The 22,518-nt window shown below is 67.1% G+C and carries 18 protein-coding genes; 8 read left to right on the top strand and 10 right to left on the bottom strand.

Annotated elements, in window-relative coordinates:
• Positions 1–10 precede the first annotated feature (10 nt).
• Positions 11–283, top strand: coding sequence for a DNA-binding transcriptional regulator Fis (gene fis, locus XARJCFBP2528_RS08845; protein ID WP_002804983.1), 273 nt, complete (start codon positions 11–13; stop codon positions 281–283).
• Positions 284–597: 314 nt separating this feature from the next.
• Here fis and XARJCFBP2528_RS08840 read toward each other — a convergent pair whose 3' ends face one another.
• The 3 genes from XARJCFBP2528_RS08840 to XARJCFBP2528_RS23345 form a co-directional block, all read right to left on the bottom strand.
• On the bottom strand, positions 598–4,896 hold the full coding sequence (locus XARJCFBP2528_RS08840; protein WP_047124587.1) for a beta strand repeat-containing protein: 4,299 nt from the start codon (positions 4,894–4,896) through the stop codon (positions 598–600).
• 144 nt (positions 4,897–5,040) lie between these two features.
• Positions 5,041–5,355 carry a hypothetical protein gene (locus XARJCFBP2528_RS23350; RefSeq protein WP_144422072.1) on the bottom strand — a complete coding sequence of 105 codons (315 nt, stop codon included), beginning with the start codon at positions 5,353–5,355 and terminating at the stop codon, positions 5,041–5,043.
• Between the two features lie 382 nt (positions 5,356–5,737).
• Positions 5,738–5,992, bottom strand: a complete 255-nt coding sequence (locus tag XARJCFBP2528_RS23345; protein WP_144422071.1) for a hypothetical protein — start codon at positions 5,990–5,992, stop codon at positions 5,738–5,740.
• A gap of 74 nt (positions 5,993–6,066) precedes the next feature.
• Here XARJCFBP2528_RS23345 and purH point away from each other — a divergent pair, with 74 nt between their 5' ends.
• The 3 genes from purH to yccS all read left to right on the top strand — a co-directional run bounded on the left by purH (position 6,067) and on the right by yccS (position 11,408).
• On the top strand, positions 6,067–7,650 hold the full coding sequence (gene purH / locus XARJCFBP2528_RS08830) for a bifunctional phosphoribosylaminoimidazolecarboxamide formyltransferase/IMP cyclohydrolase (RefSeq protein WP_016904525.1): 1,584 nt from the start codon (positions 6,067–6,069) through the stop codon (positions 7,648–7,650).
• Positions 7,651–7,782: 132 nt separating this feature from the next.
• Positions 7,783–9,078 carry a phosphoribosylamine--glycine ligase gene (gene purD / locus XARJCFBP2528_RS08825; protein WP_016904526.1) on the top strand — a complete coding sequence of 432 codons (1,296 nt, stop codon included), beginning with the start codon at positions 7,783–7,785 and terminating at the stop codon, positions 9,076–9,078.
• Between the two features lie 116 nt (positions 9,079–9,194).
• Positions 9,195–11,408, top strand: coding sequence for a YccS family putative transporter (gene yccS, locus XARJCFBP2528_RS08820; RefSeq protein ID WP_016904527.1), 2,214 nt, complete (start codon positions 9,195–9,197; stop codon positions 11,406–11,408).
• A gap of 131 nt (positions 11,409–11,539) precedes the next feature.
• Here yccS and XARJCFBP2528_RS08815 read toward each other — a convergent pair whose 3' ends face one another.
• On the bottom strand, positions 11,540–12,730 hold the full coding sequence (locus XARJCFBP2528_RS08815) for an MFS transporter (protein ID WP_016904528.1): 1,191 nt from the start codon (positions 12,728–12,730) through the stop codon (positions 11,540–11,542).
• Between the two features lie 97 nt (positions 12,731–12,827).
• Between XARJCFBP2528_RS08815 and XARJCFBP2528_RS08810 the strand changes: the two genes are divergently transcribed.
• The 4 genes from XARJCFBP2528_RS08810 to XARJCFBP2528_RS08795 all read left to right on the top strand — a co-directional run bounded on the left by XARJCFBP2528_RS08810 (position 12,828) and on the right by XARJCFBP2528_RS08795 (position 16,715).
• On the top strand, positions 12,828–13,730 hold the full coding sequence (locus XARJCFBP2528_RS08810; RefSeq protein WP_047124586.1) for a LysR family transcriptional regulator: 903 nt from the start codon (positions 12,828–12,830) through the stop codon (positions 13,728–13,730).
• Positions 13,731–13,797: 67 nt separating this feature from the next.
• Positions 13,798–15,720: an MFS transporter gene (locus XARJCFBP2528_RS08805; RefSeq protein ID WP_016902409.1), complete on the top strand. Its 1,923-nt coding sequence runs from the start codon at positions 13,798–13,800 to the stop codon at positions 15,718–15,720.
• Between the two features lie 240 nt (positions 15,721–15,960).
• Positions 15,961–16,305: a CD225/dispanin family protein gene (locus XARJCFBP2528_RS08800; RefSeq protein WP_016902410.1), complete on the top strand. Its 345-nt coding sequence runs from the start codon at positions 15,961–15,963 to the stop codon at positions 16,303–16,305.
• The gene (locus XARJCFBP2528_RS08795; RefSeq protein WP_016902411.1) at positions 16,305–16,715 is read left to right on the top strand and encodes a DUF2752 domain-containing protein; all 411 of its coding nucleotides are present in this window, start codon (positions 16,305–16,307) and stop codon (positions 16,713–16,715) included. The genes XARJCFBP2528_RS08800 and XARJCFBP2528_RS08795 overlap by 1 nt, the downstream gene beginning before the upstream one ends.
• Positions 16,716–16,756: 41 nt before the next feature.
• On the opposite strand, the gene XARJCFBP2528_RS08790 is transcribed toward XARJCFBP2528_RS08795, so the two are convergent.
• The 6 genes from XARJCFBP2528_RS08790 to XARJCFBP2528_RS08765 form a co-directional block, all read right to left on the bottom strand.
• The gene (locus tag XARJCFBP2528_RS08790) at positions 16,757–17,650 is read right to left on the bottom strand and encodes a membrane protein (protein WP_016902412.1); all 894 of its coding nucleotides are present in this window, start codon (positions 17,648–17,650) and stop codon (positions 16,757–16,759) included.
• A 79-nt stretch (positions 17,651–17,729) separates the two neighbouring features.
• Positions 17,730–18,620, bottom strand: coding sequence for an NAD(+) diphosphatase (gene nudC / locus XARJCFBP2528_RS08785; protein WP_016902413.1), 891 nt, complete (start codon positions 18,618–18,620; stop codon positions 17,730–17,732).
• Positions 18,621–18,935: 315 nt separating this feature from the next.
• Positions 18,936–20,198 (bottom strand): lipase family protein, encoded by a 1,263-nt coding sequence (locus tag XARJCFBP2528_RS08780; protein WP_016902414.1) that lies wholly within the window; start codon positions 20,196–20,198, stop codon positions 18,936–18,938.
• A gap of 648 nt (positions 20,199–20,846) precedes the next feature.
• On the bottom strand, positions 20,847–21,233 hold the full coding sequence (gene erpA / locus XARJCFBP2528_RS08775; RefSeq protein WP_016902415.1) for an iron-sulfur cluster insertion protein ErpA: 387 nt from the start codon (positions 21,231–21,233) through the stop codon (positions 20,847–20,849).
• An 82-nt stretch (positions 21,234–21,315) separates the two neighbouring features.
• The gene (locus XARJCFBP2528_RS08770; RefSeq protein ID WP_016902416.1) at positions 21,316–21,765 is read right to left on the bottom strand and encodes a bactofilin family protein; all 450 of its coding nucleotides are present in this window, start codon (positions 21,763–21,765) and stop codon (positions 21,316–21,318) included.
• 3 nt (positions 21,766–21,768) lie between these two features.
• Positions 21,769–22,506: a DUF6776 family protein gene (locus XARJCFBP2528_RS08765; RefSeq protein WP_087962299.1), complete on the bottom strand. Its 738-nt coding sequence runs from the start codon at positions 22,504–22,506 to the stop codon at positions 21,769–21,771.
• Between the last annotated feature and the right edge of the window lie 12 nt (positions 22,507–22,518).

Genomic DNA, 22,518 nt, shown 5'->3' with positions numbered 1-22,518 from the left:
GAAACCTCCTTTGAACGCAGCCCCCTCTCGTCCTGACACCAGTCGTGGCGCCCCGAAGTCGCCGCTGCGCGAACATGTGGCCCAGTCCGTCCGCCGTTACCTGCGCGACCTGGACGGCAGCGACGCCGACGACGTGTACGAAATCGTGCTGCGCGAGATGGAGATTCCGTTGTTCGTGGAAGTGCTCAACCACTGCGAAGGCAACCAGAGCCGCGCGGCGGCGATGCTGGGCATTCACCGCGCCACGCTGCGCAAGAAGCTGAAAGAGTACGGGCTGACGTAGGACGGGAATCGGGATTGGGGAATCGTTAGAGCGTTGGGGTGTGCTGCGGGCTGGTAATGCGCTGCGCTGGCACGCTTGGTGATGACGCGGCCGATGCCGATCCTTATTGCGTGTTATGGAATGTTCTGCGTGTTGATGCCCGGTAGGGCTGCCCAAAGTGTTCGCTCGTGATCCCACGCCTTGGCGCAGGACTTCCGTCGCGCCCAGCGTGCCCTGCTCGCGCGCTCTTCATCTGATCGGGCCAACCGCCGGGGATCCGGCGGTTGGCTGCAGTGCTGGATCGGCGATGCCGATTGCCTGGGCGAGTTGCCTGCTCAGTTCGGCAATTGCGTCACCGCTGCTTGATCCGCTGCCGGGGCCGGGCCGCTGCCATGGTCCGGCACGATGGTGGCGAGTGTGTCGAACGGATCGTCGAACTTCTCCACCACGTTCTTGTCGTCATCGATCTGATAGGCGGTGTCGGCCTCGACGCCCTCTTCCCCAGTCTTGGCGATGATGTTGGTGTAGCGCTTGCCGTCCCAGCAGCGGAAGATCAGCACCGAGTCCTCGCCACCGGTCAGGGTGGAGCCCAGGCTGCCGATCAATCTGCTGTTGGCGCCCGCCGTCAGGATGCTGTTCTTTCCGGCGGTCAACTTGCTGCGGTCGCCCGCCATCAGCGTGCAGTCATCGCCGGCGGTGAGCCTGCTGCGGTCCCCGGCGGTGAGGAAGCTATTGCTGCCGGCCAGCAACTTGCTGCGATCACCAGCAATCTGGGTGCTGTCGGCGCCGGCGATCAGCTTGCTGCGGTCACCCGCGGTCTGCACGCTGCCCATGCCGGCGATCAGCGTGCTGCGCGAACCGGCCGTCTGCGAACTCAGCCTACCGGCAATCAACATGCTGCGGTGACCGGCGATCTGGGTACTTTCGTGTCCTGCGATCAGCGAGCTGCCATAGCTGGCGATCTGGTTGCTGCCGTAGCCGGCGGTCAGATAGCTGCGCACGCCGCTGGTCAAGCTGCTGCCATAGCCGGCAATCAGCGAGCTGTCCTGCCCGGCGATTTCGGTGCTGCCGTAGCCTGCGGTCAACGAGCTGTTGTCCTGCGCGGTCAGGGTGCTGCCATAGCCGGCAGTCAGCGTGCTGTCGCCACCGGCGGTCTGGCTGCTGCCGTAACCGGCGATCAGGGTGCTGGAAAACCCGGCGATTTCGGTACTGCCATAGCCGGCGGTGAGCGAGCTGTTTTCCAGCGCGGTCAGCGTGCTGCCGTAACCGGCGGTCAGGGTGCTTTCGTAACCGGCGGTCTGCGTGCTGCCATAGCCGGAAATCAGGGTACTTTCGTAGCCGGCGGTGGAATTGCTGCCGTAACCGGCGGTCAGGATGCTGCCATGGCCGGCGGTTTGCGTACTGCCGTAACCGGTGGTGAGCCAGCTGATTTCCTGCGCGGTCTGGGTGCTGCCGTAGCCGGCGGTCAGGGTGCTTTCGTAACCGGCCGTCTGCGTGCTGCCATAGCCGGCAATCAACGAGCTCTGAAAGCTGGCAGTGGAGGTACTGCCGTAACCGGTGATCAACCAGCTGCTGCTCTGCGCGGTCTGGGTGCTGCCGTAACCGGCGGTCAATGAGCTGTCGTAACCGGCGGTCTGGGTACTGCCATACCCTGCGATCAGCGAGCTGTCCGGGCCGGCCATGGAGGAACTGCCGTAGCCGGCGATCAGCGAACTGCCTTCCTGCGCGGTCTGGGTACTGCCATAGCCAGTGGTGAGAATGCTCTTGTAGCCGGCGGTCTGCGTACTGCCGTAGCCGGCAATCAGCGTACTGTCATGCCCTGCCGTCGAGGTGCTGCCGTAACCGGTGGTGAGCGTGCTGCGTTCCTGCGCGGTTTGCGTGCTGCCGTAGCCGGCGGTGAGGATGCTCTTGAAGCCGGCGGTCTGGGTGCTGCCGTAGCCGGCGATCAACGAGCTGTCCGAGCCCGCGGTGGAAGAACTGCCATAGCCGGCAGTGAGCATGCTGCCCTCTTGCGCGGTCTGGGTGCTGCCATAGCCGGTGGTCAGGATGCTCTTGAAGCCGGCCGTCTGCGTGCTGCCGTAGCCGGCGATCAATGAACTGTCAGAACCGGCGGTGGAGGTGCTGCCGTAGCCGGCAGTGAGGTCACTGCCTTTCCGGGCAGTCTGCGTGCTGCCGTATCCCGCCGTCAGGGAACTGTCGCCACCGGAGGTCTGCGTACTGCCATAACCGGCAATCAGCGTGCTGTCGGCACCGGCTGTCGAGGTACTTCCATAGCCGGTGGTGAGGTCGCTGCCCTTGCGCGCGGTCTGCGTGCTGCCGTAGCCGGCGGTGAGCGAACTGTCACCGCCAGAGGTTTGCGTGCTGCCGTACCCTGCAATCAAGGTGCTGTCGGCGCCGGCCGTGGACGTACTGCCGTAGCCGGTGGTCAGGTCGCTACCGCTGCGCGCGGTCTGCGTACTGCCGTAGCCGGCGGTGAGCGAACTGTCACCGCCAGAGGTTTGCGTGCTGCCGTACCCTGCAATCAAGGTGCTGTCGCCACCGGCCGTGGAGGTACTGCCGTAGCCGGTGGTCAGGTCGCTGCCGCTGCGTGCGGTCTGCGTGCTGCCGTAGCCGGCGGTGAGCGAACTATCGCCGCCCGAGGTCTGCGTACTGCCATAGCCGGCGATCAGCGTGCTGTCGGCGCCGGCGGTGGAGGTGCTGCCGTAGCCAGTGGTCAGGTCGCTGCCGCTGCGTGCGGTCTGCGTGCTGCCGTAGCCAGCGGTGAGTGAGCTGTCACCGCCAGAGGTTTGCGTGCTGCCGTAGCCAGCGATCAGGGTGCTGTCGGCGCCGGCGGTGGAGGTGCTGCCATAGCCGGTGGTCAGGTCGCTGCCGCTGCGCGCCGTTTGCGTGCTGCCGTAGCCGGCAGTGAGCGAACTGTCGCCGCCGGACGTCTGCGTGCTGCCGTAGCCAGCGATCAAGGTGCTGTCGGCGCCGGCGGTGGAGGTGCTGCCATAGCCGGTGGTCAGGTCGCTGCCGCTGCGCGCGGTCTGCGTACTGCCGTAGCCGGCGGTCAGTGAACTGTCACCGCCAGAGGTTTGCGTGCTGCCGTACCCTGCAATCAAGGTGCTGTCGCCACCGGCCGTCGAGGTGCTGCCATAGCCGGCGGTCAGGTCGCTGCCCTTGCGTGCAGTCTGCGTGCTGCCGTAGCCGGCAGTGAGCGAGCTCTCGCCACCGGAGGTCTGGGTGCTGCCATAACCGGCGATCAGCGTGCTGTCCGCGCCGGCAGTTGCGGTGCTGCCGTAGCCGGCGGTCAGATCACTGCCTTTGCGCGCGGTCTGCGTACTGCCGTAGCCGGCCGTGAGCGAGCTGTCGCCGCCGGAGGTCTGGGTACTGCCATAACCGGCGATCAGCGTGCTGTCCGCACCGGCGGTGGAGGTACTGCCGTAACCCGCGGTGAGGTCGCTGCCGGTGCGGGCGGTTTGCGTGCTGCCGTAGCCCGCCGTCAGCGAGCTGTCGTTGCCCGAAGTCTGCGTGCTGCCATAACCGGCAATCAGGGAGCTGTCGGCACCTGCGGTACCGGTGCTGCCGTAGCCGGCGGTGAGGTCACTGCCGTCCTGCGCGGTCTGCGTGCTGCCATAGCCGGCGGTCAGCGAGCTTTCCCCGCCCGAAGTCTGGGTGCTGCCATAACCGGCAATCAACGAGCTGTCGGTGCCCGCAGTGCTGGTGCTGCCGTAGCCGGCGGTGAGGTCACTGCCGTTCTGTGCGGTCTGGGTGCTGCCGTAACCGGCAGTCAGCGAGCTGTCGCCGCCGGAGGTTTGCGTGCTGCCATAGCCGGCGATCAGCGAGCTGTCTGCACCCGCGGTTTCCGTGCTGCCGTAACCTGCAGTCAGATCGCTGCCATGGCGCGCGGTCTGGGTGCTGCCATAGCCGGCCGTCAGTGTGCTGCCCCCGCCTGCGGTCTGGGAACTGCCGTAGCCTGCGACGATGGTGCTGTCGGATCCGGCCACGCCGGTGCTGCCATAGCCGGCGATCAACTCGCTGCCGTTACCCGCGGTTTCGGTACTTCCATAGCCTGCGATCAGCTGGCTCTGATCGGCGCCGGTGAGCGTGCTGCCGTAGGTGGCGATTTCGCGTGTGCGCAGGATAGCAGCTGAAGCTTGTGCGGTTTGTGGATCGATGCCGTGGGTTGCAACCGGCATTGGCGCGGTGGAATGTGCAGCGCTTTCGACGAGCGGTGCGGTGAATTGCGCCTGTGCTGCCTTGGGACTGAAATCCGCGGCAATGACCGGCGTTGCCGGCGGCTCCGGCTGGGGCGGCGCGTGCTGCGCAATGCCCGCGGCAATGCACTGCATGGCACCGGCACGGCTGCCGGCGTAGACCACCTCGGCCCGGGGAAACTTGATCATGCCCTCCTCGCCCAGCCAGATGATGTCGGCGGTATCGACCATGCAGACCACCCAATGCGCATCGGCATGCATGTTCAGATGCGCATTGGTTCCCTGTCCCCACAACAGGCCGGTCAGGCCGTTTTCCTGCTTGATGGTGGGCTGCCAATGCCGGCATTCGACAGTGCCCGACTGCGGCCAGATCAGCCCGCAGTGATCGGACATGTTGTTGGTGCAGGTGCGTAATGCCAGGACTTTTTCGCGATTCATAAGGGTGATCTCATAGGAATGTTCCGAGCAGCTGCGCAAACCGGCATGCATGCCCTGGCCGACGAACGGGTGCGGAGCGTGCCGCCGTGAGGGCGAGACGGATCGGCCCATTGGCAAGGGCAGTACCGGCACTGCGACGGTTGGTCATCGACGAACGCCACAAGGCGCACGCGCGCTGCGGTGTCTTGCTTGAATCGCAGGGTCATGGACGGCCGTGACGGCAAGACGCAGCGGGGAGTGATGGCAAGGCTGGCTCCTGCGCGACAGCCGTTGCAGCAAGTAGCGACGGGGCGCCTCGCCGAAAGCGTCGTTGCTGGTGAACCGGTTGAGTGAATCGATCAGCGAGCACAGATCGTCGGTCAGCCCGGCGCTGGCAACTGTCGCCGCAGCAGAAGACAGGTGCGCATGACCGAAGAACAGGCATGCATTCCACACCCGAAGACAGGTCTTTTTGATCAATCTGCGACCGGCTCCGGATTGTGTTCGTCAGTGCACGACCGGAACCAAAAAGAGTATTGCGCAGCCATCAAATCCCGTCGCGAAAGATTTCCGGACTGACAATGGAACGCCATCGCCGCGCGCAGGCATGCAGCCACGCACCGTGGCAATGCCGTGCGGGGCTTTAAATGAGAACTGCGTTATTACTTGCAAGTGATCCATCGTCGCGTTCAGACGCTGCACCGTTGGCAGTTTCCATCCTGCTGGGAATTGCCCGAAGCGATAACTGCAGTCAGGCAACGTGCGCAGCAACGCGCAGGCATCAGCAACTTTTGCGACTGGCGGCCTGCAGATGCAATCGCCGCCGCAGCATCGAACGCATCGAGCGTTGCGACGCATCACATCACGTTCGAAGCCCTGGCACCCTCTGCCCGCGCCGCGGCGTCCTCGCCATCCCGGGGCTCGGCGCCGCTGCAAGTCTTGCGCCGAGGTGGGTCACATGTACATGCCCGGCCACAGCGGGTGCCGCGGCGGCCACCAGCAACGCCACCGCTGCCGTGAGCGAGCCGGTGGCGCTGATGCCGCCGCGCGACAGCGCGCCCGCCATCAGCCGCAGCAGCGCCTGGCAGCGCCTTTTCGGCGCATGGATCGACGCCATTGCGGGCGCTCGGGTCCATTCAAGCGCCGGCGCGGCCTACAATATGGGCTGCCCCGCTTTGATATCCCCCACCGATGGCCTCTGATCTCCTGCCCGTGCGCCGGGCCCTGCTCTCCGTTTCCGACAAGACCGGCCTGATCGATCTGGCCCGCGCGCTGGCAGCGCGCAACGTCGCGCTGCTGTCCACCGGCGGCACCGCCAAGGCGATCCGCGAGGCGGGCCTGCCGGTCACCGACGTCGCCGAGCTGACCGGTTTCCCGGAGATGATGGACGGCCGCGTCAAGACCCTGCACCCGCTGGTGCACGGCGGCCTGCTCGGCCGCGCCGGCATCGATGAAGCGGTGATGGCCGAACACGGCATCGTGCCGATCGACCTGCTGGTGCTGAACCTGTATCCGTTCGAATCGGTGACCGCCAAGGCCGACTGCACGCTGGCCGATGCGGTGGAAAACATCGATATCGGCGGCCCGGCGATGCTGCGTAGCGCGGCGAAGAACTTCGCCCGCGTGGCGGTGGCCACCGACCCGGCGCAGTACGCCGAGCTGCTGGCCGAACTCGATGCCAACGACGGCCAGCTGTCGGCGGCCAGGCGCTTTGCGCTGTCGGTGGCCGCGTTCAACCGCGTGGCGCAGTACGACGCTGCGATCAGCAATTATCTGTCGGCGGTGGCCGATAGCACTGAAAACGTACCCACGCGCAGCCCGTTCCCGGCGCAGATCAATTCCAACTTCGTCAAGGTGATGGACCTGCGCTACGGCGAGAACCCGCACCAGGCCGGCGCGTTCTACCGCGACCTCTACCCGGTGCCGGGCACGCTGGCCACCTTCCAGCAATTGCAGGGCAAGGAACTGAGCTACAACAACCTGGCCGATGCCGACGCGGCGTGGGAATGCGTGCGCCAGTTCGATGCGCCGGCCTGCGTGATCGTCAAGCACGCCAACCCCTGCGGTGTGGCGGTGGGCGCAGCCTGCGGCGATGCCTACGAGCTGGCCTATGCGACTGACCCGACCAGCGCCTTCGGCGGCATCCTGGCCTTCAACAAGACCCTCGACGCGGCGACCGCCAAGGCCATCCTGGATCGCCAGTTCGTCGAGGTGCTGATCGCGCCGGACTACGAGCCCGGCGCGCTCGATTACGCGACCAAGAAAGCCAACGTGCGCGTGCTCAAGATCCCGCACGGCAACGGCCTCAACAACTACGACACCAAGCGGATCGGCTCGGGCCTGCTGATGCAGTCGTCCGACAACCGCGGCATGTCGCTGGGCGAACTGAGCGTGGTCACCCAGCGCGCGCCCAGCGAGGCCGAACTGGGCGATCTGCTGTTCGCCTGGCGCGTGGCCAAGTACGTCAAGTCCAACGCGATTGTCTACGCCAAGGACCACCGCACCATCGGTGTGGGCGCCGGGCAGATGAGCCGCGTGGTCAGCGCCAAGATCGCCGCGCTCAAGGCCGAGGAAGCCAAGCTCACGGTGGCCGGCTCGGTGATGGCATCGGATGCGTTCTTCCCGTTCCGCGACGGCATCGATGCCGCCGCTGCGGCCGGCATCAAGGCGGTGATCCAGCCCGGTGGCTCGATGCGCGATGGCGAAGTGATCGCCGCCGCCGACGAACACGGTATAGCCATGGTGTTCACCGGCGTGCGGCATTTCAGGCACTGACGTGCCGGGAATGGGGAGTTGGGAATCGGGAATCGGCAAAGCGGTTCCCTGGATGCCACTCCACATCGTACGGCCTGCAGAACCAAAGACTTTGCTACTCCCCATTCCCTATTCCCCATTCCCGGCACTCAAATGAAAATCCTCGTCATCGGCTCCGGCGGCCGTGAACATGCCCTGGCCTGGAAGATCGCGCAGTCCGCGCGCGTGAGCGAGGTGCTGGTGGCACCCGGCAATGCCGGCACTGCGACCGAAGCCAAGTGCCGCAATGTCGCGATCAAGGTCGACGACCTGGATGGCCTGCTGGCGCTGGCGCAGCGCGAAGCTGTGGCGCTCACGGTGGTCGGCCCGGAAGTGCCGCTGGTGCTGGGCGTGGTCGACCGTTTCCACGCCGCCGGCCTACGTATCTTTGGGCCCACCGCCAAGGCCGCGCAGTTGGAGGGCAGCAAGGCCTTCGCCAAGGATTTTCTGGCGCGCCATGGCATCCCCACCGCGTACTACGCGGTGCACACCGAGGTGGATGCCGCGCTGGCCTATGTGCGTGAGAAAGGCGCGCCGATCGTGGTCAAGGCCGACGGCCTGGCCGCCGGCAAGGGCGTGATCGTGGCGATGACGCTGAGCGAGGCCGAAGACGCGGTGCGCGACATGCTCTCGGGCAATGCGTTCGGCGATGCCGGCGCGCGCGTGGTGATCGAGGAATTCCTCGATGGCGAGGAAGCCAGCTTCATCTCGATGGTCGACGGCAGCCACGCCTTGCCGATGGCCACCAGCCAGGACCACAAGCGTGTCGGCGATGGCGACACCGGCCCCAATACCGGCGGCATGGGCGCGTACTCGCCGGCTCCAGTGGTCACGCCGGAAGTGCATGCACGCGTCATGCGCGAGGTGGTCGAGCCGACCGTGCAAGGCATGATCGCCGACGGCGTGCCGTTCACCGGCTTCCTGTACGCCGGGCTGATGATCGATGCGCATGGCGCGCCCAAGGTGATCGAATTCAACGTGCGCTTCGGCGACCCGGAAACCCAGCCGGTGATGCTGCGCCTGCAGTCGGACCTGGTGGATCTGCTGGACGCCGCCATCGACGGCAAGCTCGACAAGACGCAAGCGCAGTGGGACCCGCGTCCATCGCTGGGCGTGGTCATCGCCGCCAAGCCGTATCCCGAAACCCCGATCACCGGCGAGGTCATCAGCGGGCTGGACGCGGTGCCGGCCACCGCCAAGGTCTTCCATGCCGGCACTGCATTGAATGCAAATGGCGAGGTCGTCAGTGCCGGTGGCCGCGTGCTGTGCGTTGCCGCGCTGGGCGACAGCGTGCTGGAAGCGCAGCGCAATGCCTATGCCGGTCTGCAGCCGATCCACTGGGCCAGCGCCTTCCAGCGCAGCGACATCGGCTGGCGTGCGATCGCCCGCGAGCAGGGCGCACAGGCCTGAGCGGCCTGCCTACGGCACTTGCGACAACGCGGCTACTGACAAAGAACTAGCCGCCCTCCACCCCGATGGCGCGTGCCTGCGGCAATAATGCCCGGGCACCTTGCCTTGCAGAGACTGTGGCCACTTCTTCCTTCGAAACCCGCCTGAGCCGCCTGTGGGCCCATGAAAAGGCCAGCTATGGCCTGCGTGTGTTCATCGCGCTGGCAGTAGCAATGGGCGTGTGTTGGCACTGGCAGCAACTCACCGCGGTGCCGGCGCTGTTCCTGGGCGCGATCGCCAGCGCCATCGCCGAGACCGACGACAACTGGCTGGGCCGCATCAAGTCGGTGCTGCTGTCGCTGCTGTGTTTCGCCGCCGCCGCCGCGTCGGTGGTGCTGCTGTTCCCGTATCCGCTGGCGTTCGTGACCGGCATGGCGGTGGCGACCTTCTCGTTGACCCTGCTCGGCGCGCTGGGCGAGCGCTACGCCTCGATCGCGCAGGCCACCGTGGCCTTGTCGATCTACGCCATGATCGGCATGGACCAGCACGGCAGCCACGATCCGTCGATCGCCTGGCACGGCGCGATGCTGCTGCTGATCGGCGCCACCTGGTACGGCGTGCTGTCGATCCTGTGGACCCTGCTGTTCGCCAATCGCCCGGTGCGCGAGCGGCTGTCGCGGCTGTTCTTCGAACTGGGCCGGTATCTCAAGCTCAAGGCCGACCTGTTCGAACCGGTGCGGCAGAGCGACCTGCACGCACGCCGGCTGGCGCTGGCCGAGCAGAACGCCAAGGTGGTCGGCGCGCTCAACGCCGCCAAGACCGCGATCATGAGCCGCTTCGGCCGCTCGGGGCGGCCAGGCGTGCAATCGGGCCTGTATTTCCGCTTGTACTACATGGCGCAGGAATTCCACGAGCGCGCCAGCTCCTCGCACTATCCCTACGAAGCGCTGACCGACGCGTTTTTCCACAGCGACGTGCTGTACCGCTGCCAGCGCCTGCTCGCGCTGCAGGGCAAGGCCTGCGCCGCGTTGGGCGAGGCGATCCGCCTGCGCCACCCGTTCGACTACGGCGACAACAGCCGCCTGGCCACCGAGGACCTGCGGCAATCGCTGGACTATCTGCACGCGCGTGCCGACCCCGCCCTGGCGCGTCTGCTCGGCGCGCTGGAATTGCTGGTGACCAACCTGCAGAGCATCGAACGCAAGCTGTCGGAAGCGGCGCAATCCGATTCCACCAGCGACAACCTCGACACCCGCCTGCGCGACTCCTCGCCGCACACCCTGCGCGAAATGGCTGCGCGTCTGATGCAGCAACTCACACCCGGCTCGGTGCTGTTCCGCCACGGCCTGCGCATGGCCATCGCGCTGGTGGTCGGCTACGCCATCATGCAATCCATCCACGCCGACAACGGCTACTGGATCCTGCTCACGACCGCCTTCGTGTGCCGGCCCAATTACGGCGCCACCCGCCTGCGGCTGGTGCAGCGCATCGCCGGCACCCTGATCGGCCTGGTCGCCACCTGGGCACTGATGCAGCTGTTCCCCGGCACCGAAGTGCAGCTGCTGCTGGCGCTGGCCGCCGCGCTGGTCTTCTTCATCACCCGCACCGATCGCTACATGCTGGCCACCGCCGGCATCACCGTGATGGCGCTGTTCTGCTTCAACCTGCTCGGCGATGGCTTCGTGCTGATCTGGCCACGCCTGATCGACACGCTGATCGGTTGCGCAATCGCCGCGGCCGCCTCGTTCCTGATCCTGCCGGACTGGCAGGGCCGCCGCCTCAACCAGGTGATGGCCACGGTGCTGGCCAGCTGCGCGCGCTACCTGGCCCAGGTGCTGGAGCAATACGCCAGCGGCATGCGCGACGACCTGCCCTACCGCATCGCGCGCCGCGACATGCACAACGCCGATGCCGCGTTGTCGGTGGCGCTGTCCAACATGCTGCGCGAACCTGGCCGCTATCGGCGCAACCTGGATGCAGGCTTCCGCTTCCTGGCGCTGTCCAACACCTTGCTCGGCTATCTGTCTGCGCTCGGCGCGCACCGCGCCGCGCTCGATGGCGAACACGATCCCGCCATTGCGCAGGCCGGCGACTACCTGCAGCGCGCGCTGGGCGAAATCGCCACCGCCTTGCGCGAACGCCAGCCGCTGCCGGCGCACGACGAAAGCCAGGAAATCGCCACCGCCGAAGCGCTGGAGCAGCATGCCGTGCAACTGCCGCCCAAGCAGCGCCTGGTGCGCGACCAGTTGGCACTGACCCTGCGGCTGCTGCCCAAACTGCGTGCCGCTGCCGTGGCGGTCACCACCGCGCCGGCAGAGGGCGCACCGCGCCTGGCGACCAGCAAGGCCTAATGCGTCGTCGGCGGTGCGCATACGCGCCGCACAGCCACTGCCGCATCGATGTGAGCGGCGATGCCGACGCACCGCGATGCGCGCGCGGGCTACTTGATCCGGTGGCCGCGGTGCCGTTCCGGCAACCGCGCCTACTTCCAGTGCTTGCGCGCCACGCTCAGTCCCACCCAGCCCAGTGCCGCCACCGCCAGCACCGCCCCACCGATCACCACACCGTTCCAGCCGGCCTGCGCATACGCCGCCGTGCCCAGCGTGGAACCCACCGCACCGCCGATGAAGTAGCAGGTGATGTAGGCCGAGGTGATGCGATTGCGCGCGTTCGGATTGCGCTGGTAGATCACGCTCTGGTTGGCGATGTGCACCCCTTGCACCGCGATATCCAGCAGCAGCACGCCGACGATCAGCAGCGCGATCGACTGCGGCGCAAACGCCAACAACCCCCACGACAGCAGCAGCATCACCAGCCCGCCCCAACTGACGCGGTCGCCATGGCCGTGGTCGGACCAGTGACCGGAACGGTTGGCCGCCAGCGCGCCGGCCGCACCGATCAGGCCGAACAGCCCGATCACCGCCGTGCCATAGCCATACGCAGGCCCGGACAACAGGAACGCCAGCGTGGTCCAGAACATGCTGAAGCCGGCAAAGATCAGCCCGCCCAGCACCGCACGCGAGCGCAACACCGCATCGTCGCGTAGCAGCGTCAGCACCGAACCCACCAGCTGCGGATACGACAGCTGCGCATTGCCCGGATGCCGCGGCAGCCCGCGCCACAGCAGCCAGGCGGTGACCAGCAACAGGCCCGAGGCGATCCAGTACACCGTATGCCAGCCGCCAACGCCGGCCAGCACCCCGGCCGCGGTGCGCGCCAGCAGGATGCCCAGCAACAGGCCGCTCATCACCGTGCCGATCACCCGCCCGCGCTCGTGCGGGGCGGCCAGGGTCGCGGCAAACGGCACCAGGATCTGCGCCGCCACCGAGCTGGCACCGGTGACGATCGTGCCGGCCAGCAACATGCCGAAACTGTGCGAGGCGGCGCTCACCAGCAGGCCCAGCGCACTGAGCACGAACAGGCCGACGATCAGCCCGCGCCGCTCCAGCCGGTCGCCCAGCGGCACCAGCAACAGCAGCCCCGCCGCGTAGGCCAGCTGCGCAGCGGTCACCACCGCCCCGGCACTGCGCACCTGGATCCCGAACGCCTGCGCCAGCGTCTCCAGCAAGGGCTGGGCGTAGTAGTTGCTTGCCACCGCCAGCCCGGTGGCGGCGGCCATCAGCAGCACCAGTCGGCGCGGCAATGGCGGGTGGGCAATCGGTTCGACGGTCATGGCAGGTGCCTGCTGTAGGAATGGGCGCAGTGTGGGCAGCGACGCGGCATCTTTCCAATGTATTGTTTTCACCGTGTCCATCGCGTTTGGAGATCGCATGCTGACCCTGCGCCAACTGGAGTTCGCCGTGGCCGTGGCCGAGGAAGGCGGCTTTACCGCCGCCGCACGCCGGTGCAACACCGTGCAATCGGCGCTCAGCCACCAGGTCGCCAAGATCGAGGAATCCCTCGGTGCGCGCCTGTTCGAGCGCGGCACCCGCCAGGTGCGGCCCACCGCAGCCGGCGAGGTGTTTCTGCACAACGCCCGCGCCACCTTGCGCGCGGCCGAGCGCCTGCACGAGGAAATGGCCCAGGCCCTGGGCACGGTGCGCGGCCGGCTCACGCTGGGGCAGATCTCCTCGCTCACCACCGTGCAGCTGCCGACGCTGCTGCGCGCCTTTCGCAGCGCGCATGCGCGGGTGGACGTGCACCTGCGCACCGCCATGAGCGAGGCCCTGCTGCACGACCTGGGCGAAGGCCGGCTGGATGTGGCCCTGGTCGGCGTCGGCCCGCAGGTCGCGGTGCCGGAACAGCGGCTGCTGCTGCACGAGGAAGCCCTGGCCTTGATCGTGGCGCCCACCCATCGCTTCGCCACGCGCAAGCGGGTGGCGCTGGCCGAGCTGGACGACGAACCGATGGCCGGGCTGATCGCCGGCGCCGGCGTGCGCGGCATCGTCGATGCGGCCTTCGCGCAGGCCGGCTTGCGGCAGCGCCAGCAGTACGAGGTCACCCATGCCGACCTGATGCGCGAACTGGTCGCCGCCGACCTGGGCGTGGGCATCGTGCCGCAGACCATGGCCACGGCCATGCGCGGGGTGGTGACGGTTGCGCTGAAGGAGCGCTTCGGCTTTCTGACCTATGCGGTGTGGCGGCCCGATCCCACCCCGGCCGCACGGGCCTTCATGGCGCTGCTGCGCGCCCAGGTCGCGCGACGTGCGCCATCGGCACGCGCGCCACGCTGAGCGCGTCTGCATGCACCAGCGCGCCGTGGAAGCCTGCTAGGCTGCGCGCGTTCGCAAAGGAAACTGCATGTCCGGTCACAGTCAGTTCGCCCTGCTCAGGCAGCGCCGCTTCTTGCCGTTCTTCGCCGTGCAGGCGTTGGGCGCGTTCAACGACAACGTCTATCGGCAGGCCATCATCGGCCTGTTGTTCTACCTGGGCATCGATGCGGCGCAGCGCACGCTGTACACCAATCTGGCGCCGGCACTGTTCATCCTGCCGTACTTCCTGTTCTCCGCGCTGGCCGGGCAGATCGCCGAGAAGCTGGAGAAGCAGAAACTCATCGTGATCACCACCACGATGGAGATTGCGATCATGTCGCTGGCAGCGGTGGGGTTTGTCACCGAGAACATGGTGATCCTGCTGGTTGCGCTGTTCTGCACCGGCCTGCAGTCCACGCTGTTCGGGCCGGTGAAATATTCGATCCTGCCCTCGGTGCTGAAACCGGAGGAACTCACCGGCGGCAACGGCCTGGTCGAGATGGGCACCTCGATCTCGATCCTGTGCGGCATGATCTTCGGCGGGCTGATCTTCCAGATCGCCGGCAGCCACGGGCCGATCGCCGCGGCCACCGCGGTGATTGCGATTGCCGTCACCGGCAACCTGGTCGCGCGGCTGGTGCCCAAGGTCGATGCCGGCGCGCCCGAGCTGAAGATCAACTGGAACCCCATCCCCGAATCGCGCGCCATCATGCGCCTGACCCGGCGTACGCCGGCGGTGCGCAACGCCGTGCTCGGGGTGTCGTGGTTCTGGTTCGTCGGCACCGTGCTGACCGCGCAGTTGCCCACCTACGCGCAGGTCAATCTTGGCGGCCAGCAGGATCTGTACGTGTTCGCGCTGGCGCTGTTTTCGATCGGCACCGGTGTCGGCTCGCTGCTGTGCGAGCGGCTGTCAGGACGCACCGTGGAAATCGGCCTGGTGCCGCTGGGCGCGTTCGGCATCAGCGCATTTTTGCTGGACCTGTACTTCGCGCGTCCCGGTGCTGCACCGGCCACCGATCTGTCGATCGGCCAGTTCGTGCAGCAGGCCGGCAGCGTGCGCCTGATCGTGGATCTGGTCGGCATCGGCCTGTTCACCGGTCTGTTCGTGGTGCCGTTGTTTGCGCTGATCCAGAGCCGCACGCCCAAGGCCGAGCTCTCGCGCGTGATCGCCGGGCTCAATATCCAGAATTCGTTGTTCATCGTCACCGCCGCCATCATCGGCATCGCGCTGCAGCTGCCGCAGCTGGTGCTGTTCGGCGTGCGCATCCCGCTGCCGGGCCTGAGCATTCCGCAGGTGTTCCTGGCCCTGGCGCTGGCCAATACGCTGGTGGCGCTGTGGATCTTCACCCTGGTGCCCGAGTTCCTGATGCGCTTTCTCAGCTGGGTGCTGGTGAGCGTGCTGTACCGGCTGCGCACGCGCGACATCGACCGCCACGTGCCCGACGAAGGCGCTGCGTTGCTGGTCTGCAACCACGTCAGCTACATGGACGCGCTGATCCTGTCGGCAGTGATTCCGCGCCCGGTACGCTTTGTCATGTACTACAAGATCTTCCGCATCCCGGTGATGCGCTGGATCTTCCGCACCGCCAAGGCGATCCCGATCGCCGGCGCGCGCGAAGACCCCGCGCTGATGCAGCAGGCCTTCGACCGTATCGATGCCGCGCTGGCCGACGGCGAGCTGGTGTGCATCTTCCCCGAAGGCGCATTGACCCGGGATGGCGAGATCGCACCGTTCAAGTCGGGCGTGGAAAAGATCCTGCAACGCCGCCAGGTGCCGGTGATTCCGATGGCACTGCGTGGCATGTGGTCGAGCATGTGGAGCCGCCGCGACACCCGCCTGGGCCGCATGCGCGTGCCGCGCCGGGTGCGCGCGCATATCGAAGTGGCCGCCGGCCCAGCGGTTCCCGGCGACGCGGCGACCGCCGCGCTGCTCGAACAGCAGGTCCGTGCACTGCGCCAGGATCAGCCGTGACTGCGGCCGCGCGGGCTTTGCGTCCGCCGCGTGCCGCGAGTAGCCTGTGCGCCATTGCACGCATTGCCGCTGCGCTCGCCTAGCGGGCGCGACAAGAAGGACCGGGGGAAGTCGTCGTACGCCACATCACCGTGTCAGACGCGTTCGCCGTGATCGGTGGACGCTGCCTGCGCGGCCCATCGCTGCCTTCCCCACGCGCTGCAACATCTCGCTGTTGTTTACCACCCAAGGAGCTTCACCATGAGTGCCATCCCACCGCCGATCCATCCCTCGCCCAGCGCCGCACCGGGCCCGATTCCCAATCACCTGATCTGGGCGATCGTCTCCACCGTGCTCGGCTTCTGCCTGTGCTGCCCGGCCCTGATCACCGGCATCGTGGCGATCGTGTTCTCCAGCAAGGTCAACGGCCTGCTCAACCAGGGCGACATTGACGGCGCACGTCGCGCCTCCAACACCGCCAAGACCTGGTGCATCGTGACCAGCGTGCTGGCCGTCATCGGCCTGCTGATCAACATCGGCATGGTCGCCACCGGCGGCATGCAGGGCTACATGGACTACATGCAGCAGTTGCAGCACATGCAGTAATGGAACTGCGTCCACGCCACTGGCTTGGACTCGGGGCGGCCACCAGCGTGGCCGCCTTCGGTGTGTCGCTGCTGTATCGCTTCGATCCGAACGCGAGCAACAGCCCGTTCCCGCCCTGCGTCTTCCGTGCCGTGACCGGCTGCTACTGCCCCGGTTGCGGCATGACCCGCGCGTTGTATGCGCTGGTGCACTTCGATCTGCCCGGCGCCTTCGCCATGAACCCGGCCGCCGTGCTCGGCCTGATCACCCTGCCCGGCCTGATCGCCTGGAAAGCCGGCTGGCGCGCGCGCTGGTTCGCACCCGTCGTGGCCGTCATGTCCGAGCCGAAGTTCTGGTTATGGGCGTTGCCGACGTACTGGGTTGCCAGGAATTTGCCTTGGTACCCGTTTACCTTGCTGGCACCGGGTTAGCAGGTCGCGAACAGCCGCGCGATCGAAATCAGGCTGCGCGCCTACCGCACCCAGCCGGCAATCACCAGCAACGCCAGCACCACCATCCACAGCAGCAGCACGCGCCACACCAGGCTCATCGCATCGCGCACTTCCGGCAGGCGGCGCCAGACCGGCACCAGCCCCGAATCGGTGTAGTCGTGCGCTTCTTCGCGCAGTTCGGCGCTGACGCTGGCACGCGCCACCGCACCGAGAAAATGCGGCTCCAGCGACCAGCGGTTGCCATGCGCCTGCCGCCAGGCACGGAACACCGTGTCGAAATTGCCCACCAGCGCCATCGACACCGTGATCAACTGCGCCACCGGCCATTCCAGCGCGGCCAGCAGCCAGCGCGCGCCGGCCAGGTTGCGCGGCGGCAGCAGCGCCGAGAGCGGGCTTTCCACCGCCAGCGCCGTCAGCCGATACAGCACCGCGCCGAACGGCCCCAGCAGCAAAAACCACCACAGCACCGCGAACCAGCGCCGCAGCCCGTTGACCACCACCGCTTCCACCAGCGACGGCGCATCCTCGTGCACGCTGCCGCCGGCGGCCTGCAGCTGCGCGATCGCATCGCGGCGCGCGCCTGGTTCGTCGGCGTCGATCACCGCTTCCACATCGCGGTCCAGATCGCGCGGCCCCCAGGTCCAGGCCAGCACCGCCACGCCGAACAGCAAGGCCCAGAGCCCGCGCCAGACATCGTCCAGCAGCCATTGCAGCAGCACGACCACCAGCAAGGCCGGCAACAGCGCCAGCACCACGCCATAGCGCCCCTGCCACGCACCGCGCCCGGCGGCATGGCTGTCCAGCCGGCGCAGCCACTGGCCGAACCATTCGAAACGCCGCAGCCGCGCCACCTGGGCAGGCGCCAGGTGGCCCAACGCAAGTGCGACGACGACAGCAACCAGGGTGGTGAACATGGGTGGGCCTCCTCAGCCGAGTCTAGCCGAGCCGATGCAGGCGCACCCAATCTGGCTGCGCTGCAGCGCCCGCCACGGCTCAACCATGCGCGCGATGCCAATGCTCGATCAGCGCCCGCGCAATGGAAATGCGCGGCGGCAGCCCGATCTGGCCTTCGCCGGCCAACGCCGCAGTGATCTCGGCATGGCTGACCCAGCGTGCGTCTTCCAGCTCACCGGTGACCTGTGGCACCTCGCTTGCCGCAGCGCGCGCGGTGAAGCCCAGCATCAACGCGCCCGGGAACGGCCACGGTTGCGCGCCCAGATAGCGGCAGTCCTGCACCTGCACGCGGGTTTCCTCGAACACCTCGCGCGCCACGGTCTGCTCCAGCGACTCGCCGGGTTCGACAAAGCCGGCAATCACCGAATAACGCCCCGGCGCCCAGCTTGCCTGCCGCCCCAGCAGCAAGCGCGCGCCATCGCTGACCGCCACGATGATCGCCGGGTCCACGCGTGGGTAATGCTCGGTCTGACATTGCGTGCAATGGGCGATGAAGCCGGCACGGCGGAACGCGATCGCCCCGCCGCAGACGCCGCAGAAGCGCGTGCGCGACTGCCAGTGCAACATCGCACGCGCATAGGCAAAAGCAGTGGATATGTCTGCCGGCCAATCGGCGGCACCCTGGCGCAGGTCGATGCGCTGCGGCGCTTCCACACCGAGCACATCGGATGGCAGGCAGAACCAGCCGACGTCATCGCGCAGCCCAAGAAAGATCGCCCCGTCCGGCCCGTCGCCAAGCGCGGCACCGTCCATCAGCAGCGGCTGGCCATCCGCATCGGCCAGTGCAGTGCCCTTGGCATCGAGCAGCAGCACGCGGCCATGCGGCCACAGACGCGCCAGCGCCGCGGGATCGTCACGCAACAGATCGCCACGATCCAGCGGCGCATGGGTGAAGGCAAAACCGGAGGTTGAAAAAGAAGACTCTGACATCGGCGCAAGCCTGCCGATAATCGGCATCGCCCGCAAGCAGCGCACCATCAATGCAGGCCCGGCCGGCGGCGCGCGTTCAGACGTCGACACCACCTGGCGCCCGCCGGGCAGTCATGAGTGCGTCACATTGCGCGCTACATTGCAGAGCAGGCCACGTGCGATCGACATGGTGTCGCAGCCATCCGGGTCCGAGTCCCGGCATCTTCAGCCCTGTCGCCAGTGACAGCGACAAGGCTCCATCGCAGGGCGAGGCGTCCAGCGCCGATCCTGGACGCGCTGATCATCCAGCGCTGTCAGCGAGACGCCCTCCCGGCCTCAGCGCTGCTTGTCCAGCAGCTGATGCCGAACGGCGACGATGCACGGTTCGTTGGTGGTCAGATGCACGAACGCCGAGTTGTCGTTGGGGTCGCCACTGCCGATGTCGACCAACGCTGCCTGGGTGCTGCCGCGACGTTTGAAAGCGGCAATCGCGGTCACCGCATTCTTCAGCGGGATGGTGGCGTCGTTGGACGAACCGCATAGCAGCGTCGGCGTCTGTGGCGCCCAGTCCAGCAGGTCGTTGCGCGCCAGATCCTTGCGGAACGGATTGCCGGGGTTGCTGGCAAAGTCGCGATAGAACCCGGGCTGGAAGTACGCCTTGAGCTGGTCGATCCCGGGCAGCGTATCGCCCAGGACCAGATCGGTCAGGCCCAGTTTGCCGGGGAACAGCGCCTCGACCCGGGCCGCCCACGGATCCTGAAACACCTGCCCGGCCGCCAGATAGATATTGCGATACGTGTGCTGCATCGCGACGATCGCGTAGCTGCCCAGGATGATGCCGAAGCTGCTTTCGCCAACCGCGTTGCTCCCGCTCCAGCTGTCCACGAAGGTCTGCTCCAGCGCGTAGGGCCCGGAGATCGGCGCGCTGGCAACCAGATGGAACTCCCTGGACAGATGCGCTTCGATCTCCCGCTGGGTTGCCAGTGCGGCATGGCCGCCTTGCGAATAACCCGACAGCATGACCTTGCCGGACAACGGCGTTTTCAAGCGCTGCAGCACGCTGCGTGCCGCGCGCAGGGCATCGATCGTCGCACTGGCCTCGGTCGCACTATGCAGGTAGGGATGGAAGCCGTAGCTGGATTGACCGAGCCCCAGATAATCGCTGCTGACCACCACATAGCCCTGGCTGGCCAGCCTTGTGACCAGCGGGTCGTCGCCCTTGGCGTCACGAATGTCCTTGGCCTGTTCCTCATTGCGGATCGTCGCTGTCGACCGCCCCCAGCCCAGCAACGGATACGGCCCGGTGCAACGCTCGCCACCTGGAATCAGCACCACGCCCGACGCAGTGGCCGGCTCGCCATCGACACCGGCGGTGGCATAGCTGAACTCGGCCACGCGCACGTTGCATCTGGGCTGTTCGGCCTGCGGCTCGGAGGTGAGCAACGCGGCAATCGCATCCCGGGTGTAGCTGGTCAGGAAGTTGCTGCTGAGCAAGCTGCCGCGTGCGGGCGACGCCTGCGCGCTGGGTGCAAGCACTGCGCTGGCGATACCAAGCATGGCCAGCAGGCCCAGCGTCGAACGGGATCTGATCTGCAACATGGTGAGGCTTCTCTCGTGGATGACTGCAATGGGCAGGGGACTGGCGTGTCGAAGGATCGAGATCCGTTGCGCGATCAACGTCCGCGGGCTGGGCAGCGCGGTGACTGCGCCGTGGGGTGGGATCGGCGCGGTGCGTGGCACGCTCGGTCAGCGCAGTGGCGACCGCCCGCGCGCGTCACGCAAGACAAGACGCGATGCATGAATCCAAACCGGCATGTGCTGGCACCAGCGCTGGGCATGCGTGCATGTGTCGCCATCGCCGCACGCGGCCCAGCTCGCGCGCACGAAGCTTGCGCGCGCATGGCGAACCCCGCAGCAGGCGAATGTTCACAGCGCGTTGGACATGTACATCGATAGCGCGTGGCGCTTCGCCGGTGCATCGGCGAGCATCTGCGCAGTGCGTGGATCACATAGATCGGCGTTTTGAAAATCCGCCCGGCTGCGGTGTCGTTGACCCGCAACACGCGTCGCATCAAGAGTCATACAGCGCGCGCAAGCTGCGCACAGCGTGAGGCCGTATCGACACACTCACGCGACTGCCGCTATCACCGCACCATGTCAGACCTGAGAACGTCGCAGGCAGCAGATTGCCCGCGACCCGACCGCAACATCACACACAAACAACCAGGCGGCAGCAACCGCGTCGATTCAGACGCTGAAGCTGCTACCGCACCCACAGGTGGTCTTGGCGTTCGGATTGCGGATCACGAACTGCGCCCCGGTCAGGCTTTCGGTGTAGTCCACTTCGGCGCCCATCAGGTACTGCAGGCTCAGCGGGTCCACCAGCAGCGTCACCCCGTCGGTGGCCACGGCCAGGTCGTCCTCGGCGCGGTTCTCGTCGAATTCAAAGCCGTACTGGAAGCCGGAACAGCCGCCACCCTGGATGTACACACGCAACGCCAGCTCGGCGTTGCCTTCTTCCTGGATCAGCTCGCGCACCTTGCTGGCGGCGGCCACGGAAAAGTTCAGCGGCCGGTCGATGGACTGATAGTCCGGGGCCGGGGCGGCGGTGGGAAGCGAAACGAGCCTGCTCATGGCGCCAGCATGGGGGCCAGGCGGCCCCACTTCAAGCGCTGCTTGCCAAATCTGGCGCCCGCTTCAGCTGCAGGCCACACCCTCAGGCGTCGGCAGTCTCGGCCTGCAAGGCCTTGACCGGCTCGGCGCGGCCGGCCTCCGGCGCCGGCAACGCGGCGGTCGCGCCGGCGGTGGCAGCATGGATCAGGCGGCCGGTGAGCTGCGCGCCGGCGCTCATCTCCACCACCTGGTAATGCACATTGCCCTGCACCCGCGCGTTTGCGGCCAGTTCGACCCGCTCGGCGGCATGCACGTCGCCGGTCAGCTGGCCATTGATGATCACCACCGGCGCGCGCACCTCGCCCTCGATGCTGCCCTGCTCGGCCACCGTCAAGGTGGCGCTGGCGCCGTCTTCGGCAATCACCTTGCCCAGGATGCGGCCTTCCACATACAGCCCGCCGCTGAACATCAGGTCGCCGCGGATGACCACCTGCGGCCCGATCAAGGTGTCGACCACGGTCTGCGCACCACGGTTGGATTTGTTTCCGAACATGAGCTACTCCCCCGCGCCATTCCCGGCGACTTTCCAGTCGAATGTCTGATTGACCGGCGCCCCATCGCCGCTCAGGGAGATTTTGACACGTTGCGGAGTGAAATCCTTCGGCAGGATCACGCTGCCGTCCAATTGCTGGAAATAGCGGAACGAGTACGGCTGCCCGGCCGCATCCGGCTTCTGGTGCAGCTCGTTCCAGCTCACCGTGACCAGCTTGCCGGCACGCACGCCTTCCACCGCAAAGCGCAGCTGGCCCTGGCTGATCGCGCCGCGGTTGAGGTTCTGGGTCAGCACCACGCTGTAGTTCCAGGTGCCGCCGGCCTCGGCGGTGAATTGCACCGAGTGCGCGTTCAGCCCCTTGCGCTGTGCGGTGGAGCCCACCAGGCGCTCGTAGAACGCCACATCCGCGCGCAGCGCGGCGATCTGCTCGTCGCGCTCGGCCAGCGAGGCCTGCACCTCGGTATTGGCGGCGCGGCTGATCTTGTCGGACATCGCCAGGTTGACCTGGCGCTGCTGCAGCTGCGCGATCTGCCGACGCTGCTGGGCCTGGTTGCGCTGCGCCTGCTGCAGCGCCGCCTCGGCCTGGACCAGACGCGGCGCGGCAGTGCGGCTGGCCATCCACCACGCCGCGCCCAGCGACGCCAGCCACACCAGTGCGATCACCAGCCACAACCAGCGGCCGCGGGAACGGCCACCGCCGGAATCACGTTGGACGATCTGAACGCGTGCGGCTGGTCGCATGGGCATCGGGTC

The sequence above is a fragment of the Xanthomonas arboricola pv. juglandis genome (assembly GCF_001013475.1).
Taxonomy (GTDB): Bacteria; Pseudomonadota; Gammaproteobacteria; order Xanthomonadales; family Xanthomonadaceae; genus Xanthomonas; species Xanthomonas arboricola.
This window is presented reverse-complemented; position numbering and strand designations above follow the sequence as displayed.

Coding starts and splice junctions, on each gene's coding strand:
- XARJCFBP2528_RS08840 (WP_047124587.1), bottom strand. CDS start 4,896: ATGAATCGCGAAAAAGTCCTGGCATTACGCACCTGCACCAACAACATG.
- XARJCFBP2528_RS23345 (WP_144422071.1), bottom strand. CDS start 5,992: ATGGCGTCGATCCATGCGCCGAAAAGGCGCTGCCAGGCGCTGCTGCGG.
- purH (WP_016904525.1), top strand. CDS start 6,067: ATGGCCTCTGATCTCCTGCCCGTGCGCCGGGCCCTGCTCTCCGTTTCC.
- purD (WP_016904526.1), top strand. CDS start 7,783: ATGAAAATCCTCGTCATCGGCTCCGGCGGCCGTGAACATGCCCTGGCC.
- XARJCFBP2528_RS08815 (WP_016904528.1), bottom strand. CDS start 12,730: ATGACCGTCGAACCGATTGCCCACCCGCCATTGCCGCGCCGACTGGTG.
- XARJCFBP2528_RS08810 (WP_047124586.1), top strand. CDS start 12,828: ATGCTGACCCTGCGCCAACTGGAGTTCGCCGTGGCCGTGGCCGAGGAA.
- XARJCFBP2528_RS08805 (WP_016902409.1), top strand. CDS start 13,798: ATGTCCGGTCACAGTCAGTTCGCCCTGCTCAGGCAGCGCCGCTTCTTG.
- XARJCFBP2528_RS08800 (WP_016902410.1), top strand. CDS start 15,961: ATGAGTGCCATCCCACCGCCGATCCATCCCTCGCCCAGCGCCGCACCG.
- XARJCFBP2528_RS08795 (WP_016902411.1), top strand. CDS start 16,305: ATGGAACTGCGTCCACGCCACTGGCTTGGACTCGGGGCGGCCACCAGC.
- XARJCFBP2528_RS08790 (WP_016902412.1), bottom strand. CDS start 17,650: ATGTTCACCACCCTGGTTGCTGTCGTCGTCGCACTTGCGTTGGGCCAC.
- nudC (WP_016902413.1), bottom strand. CDS start 18,620: ATGTCAGAGTCTTCTTTTTCAACCTCCGGTTTTGCCTTCACCCATGCG.
- XARJCFBP2528_RS08780 (WP_016902414.1), bottom strand. CDS start 20,198: ATGTTGCAGATCAGATCCCGTTCGACGCTGGGCCTGCTGGCCATGCTT.
- erpA (WP_016902415.1), bottom strand. CDS start 21,233: ATGAGCAGGCTCGTTTCGCTTCCCACCGCCGCCCCGGCCCCGGACTAT.
- XARJCFBP2528_RS08770 (WP_016902416.1), bottom strand. CDS start 21,765: ATGTTCGGAAACAAATCCAACCGTGGTGCGCAGACCGTGGTCGACACC.
- XARJCFBP2528_RS08765 (WP_087962299.1), bottom strand. CDS start 22,506: ATGCGACCAGCCGCACGCGTTCAGATCGTCCAACGTGATTCCGGCGGT.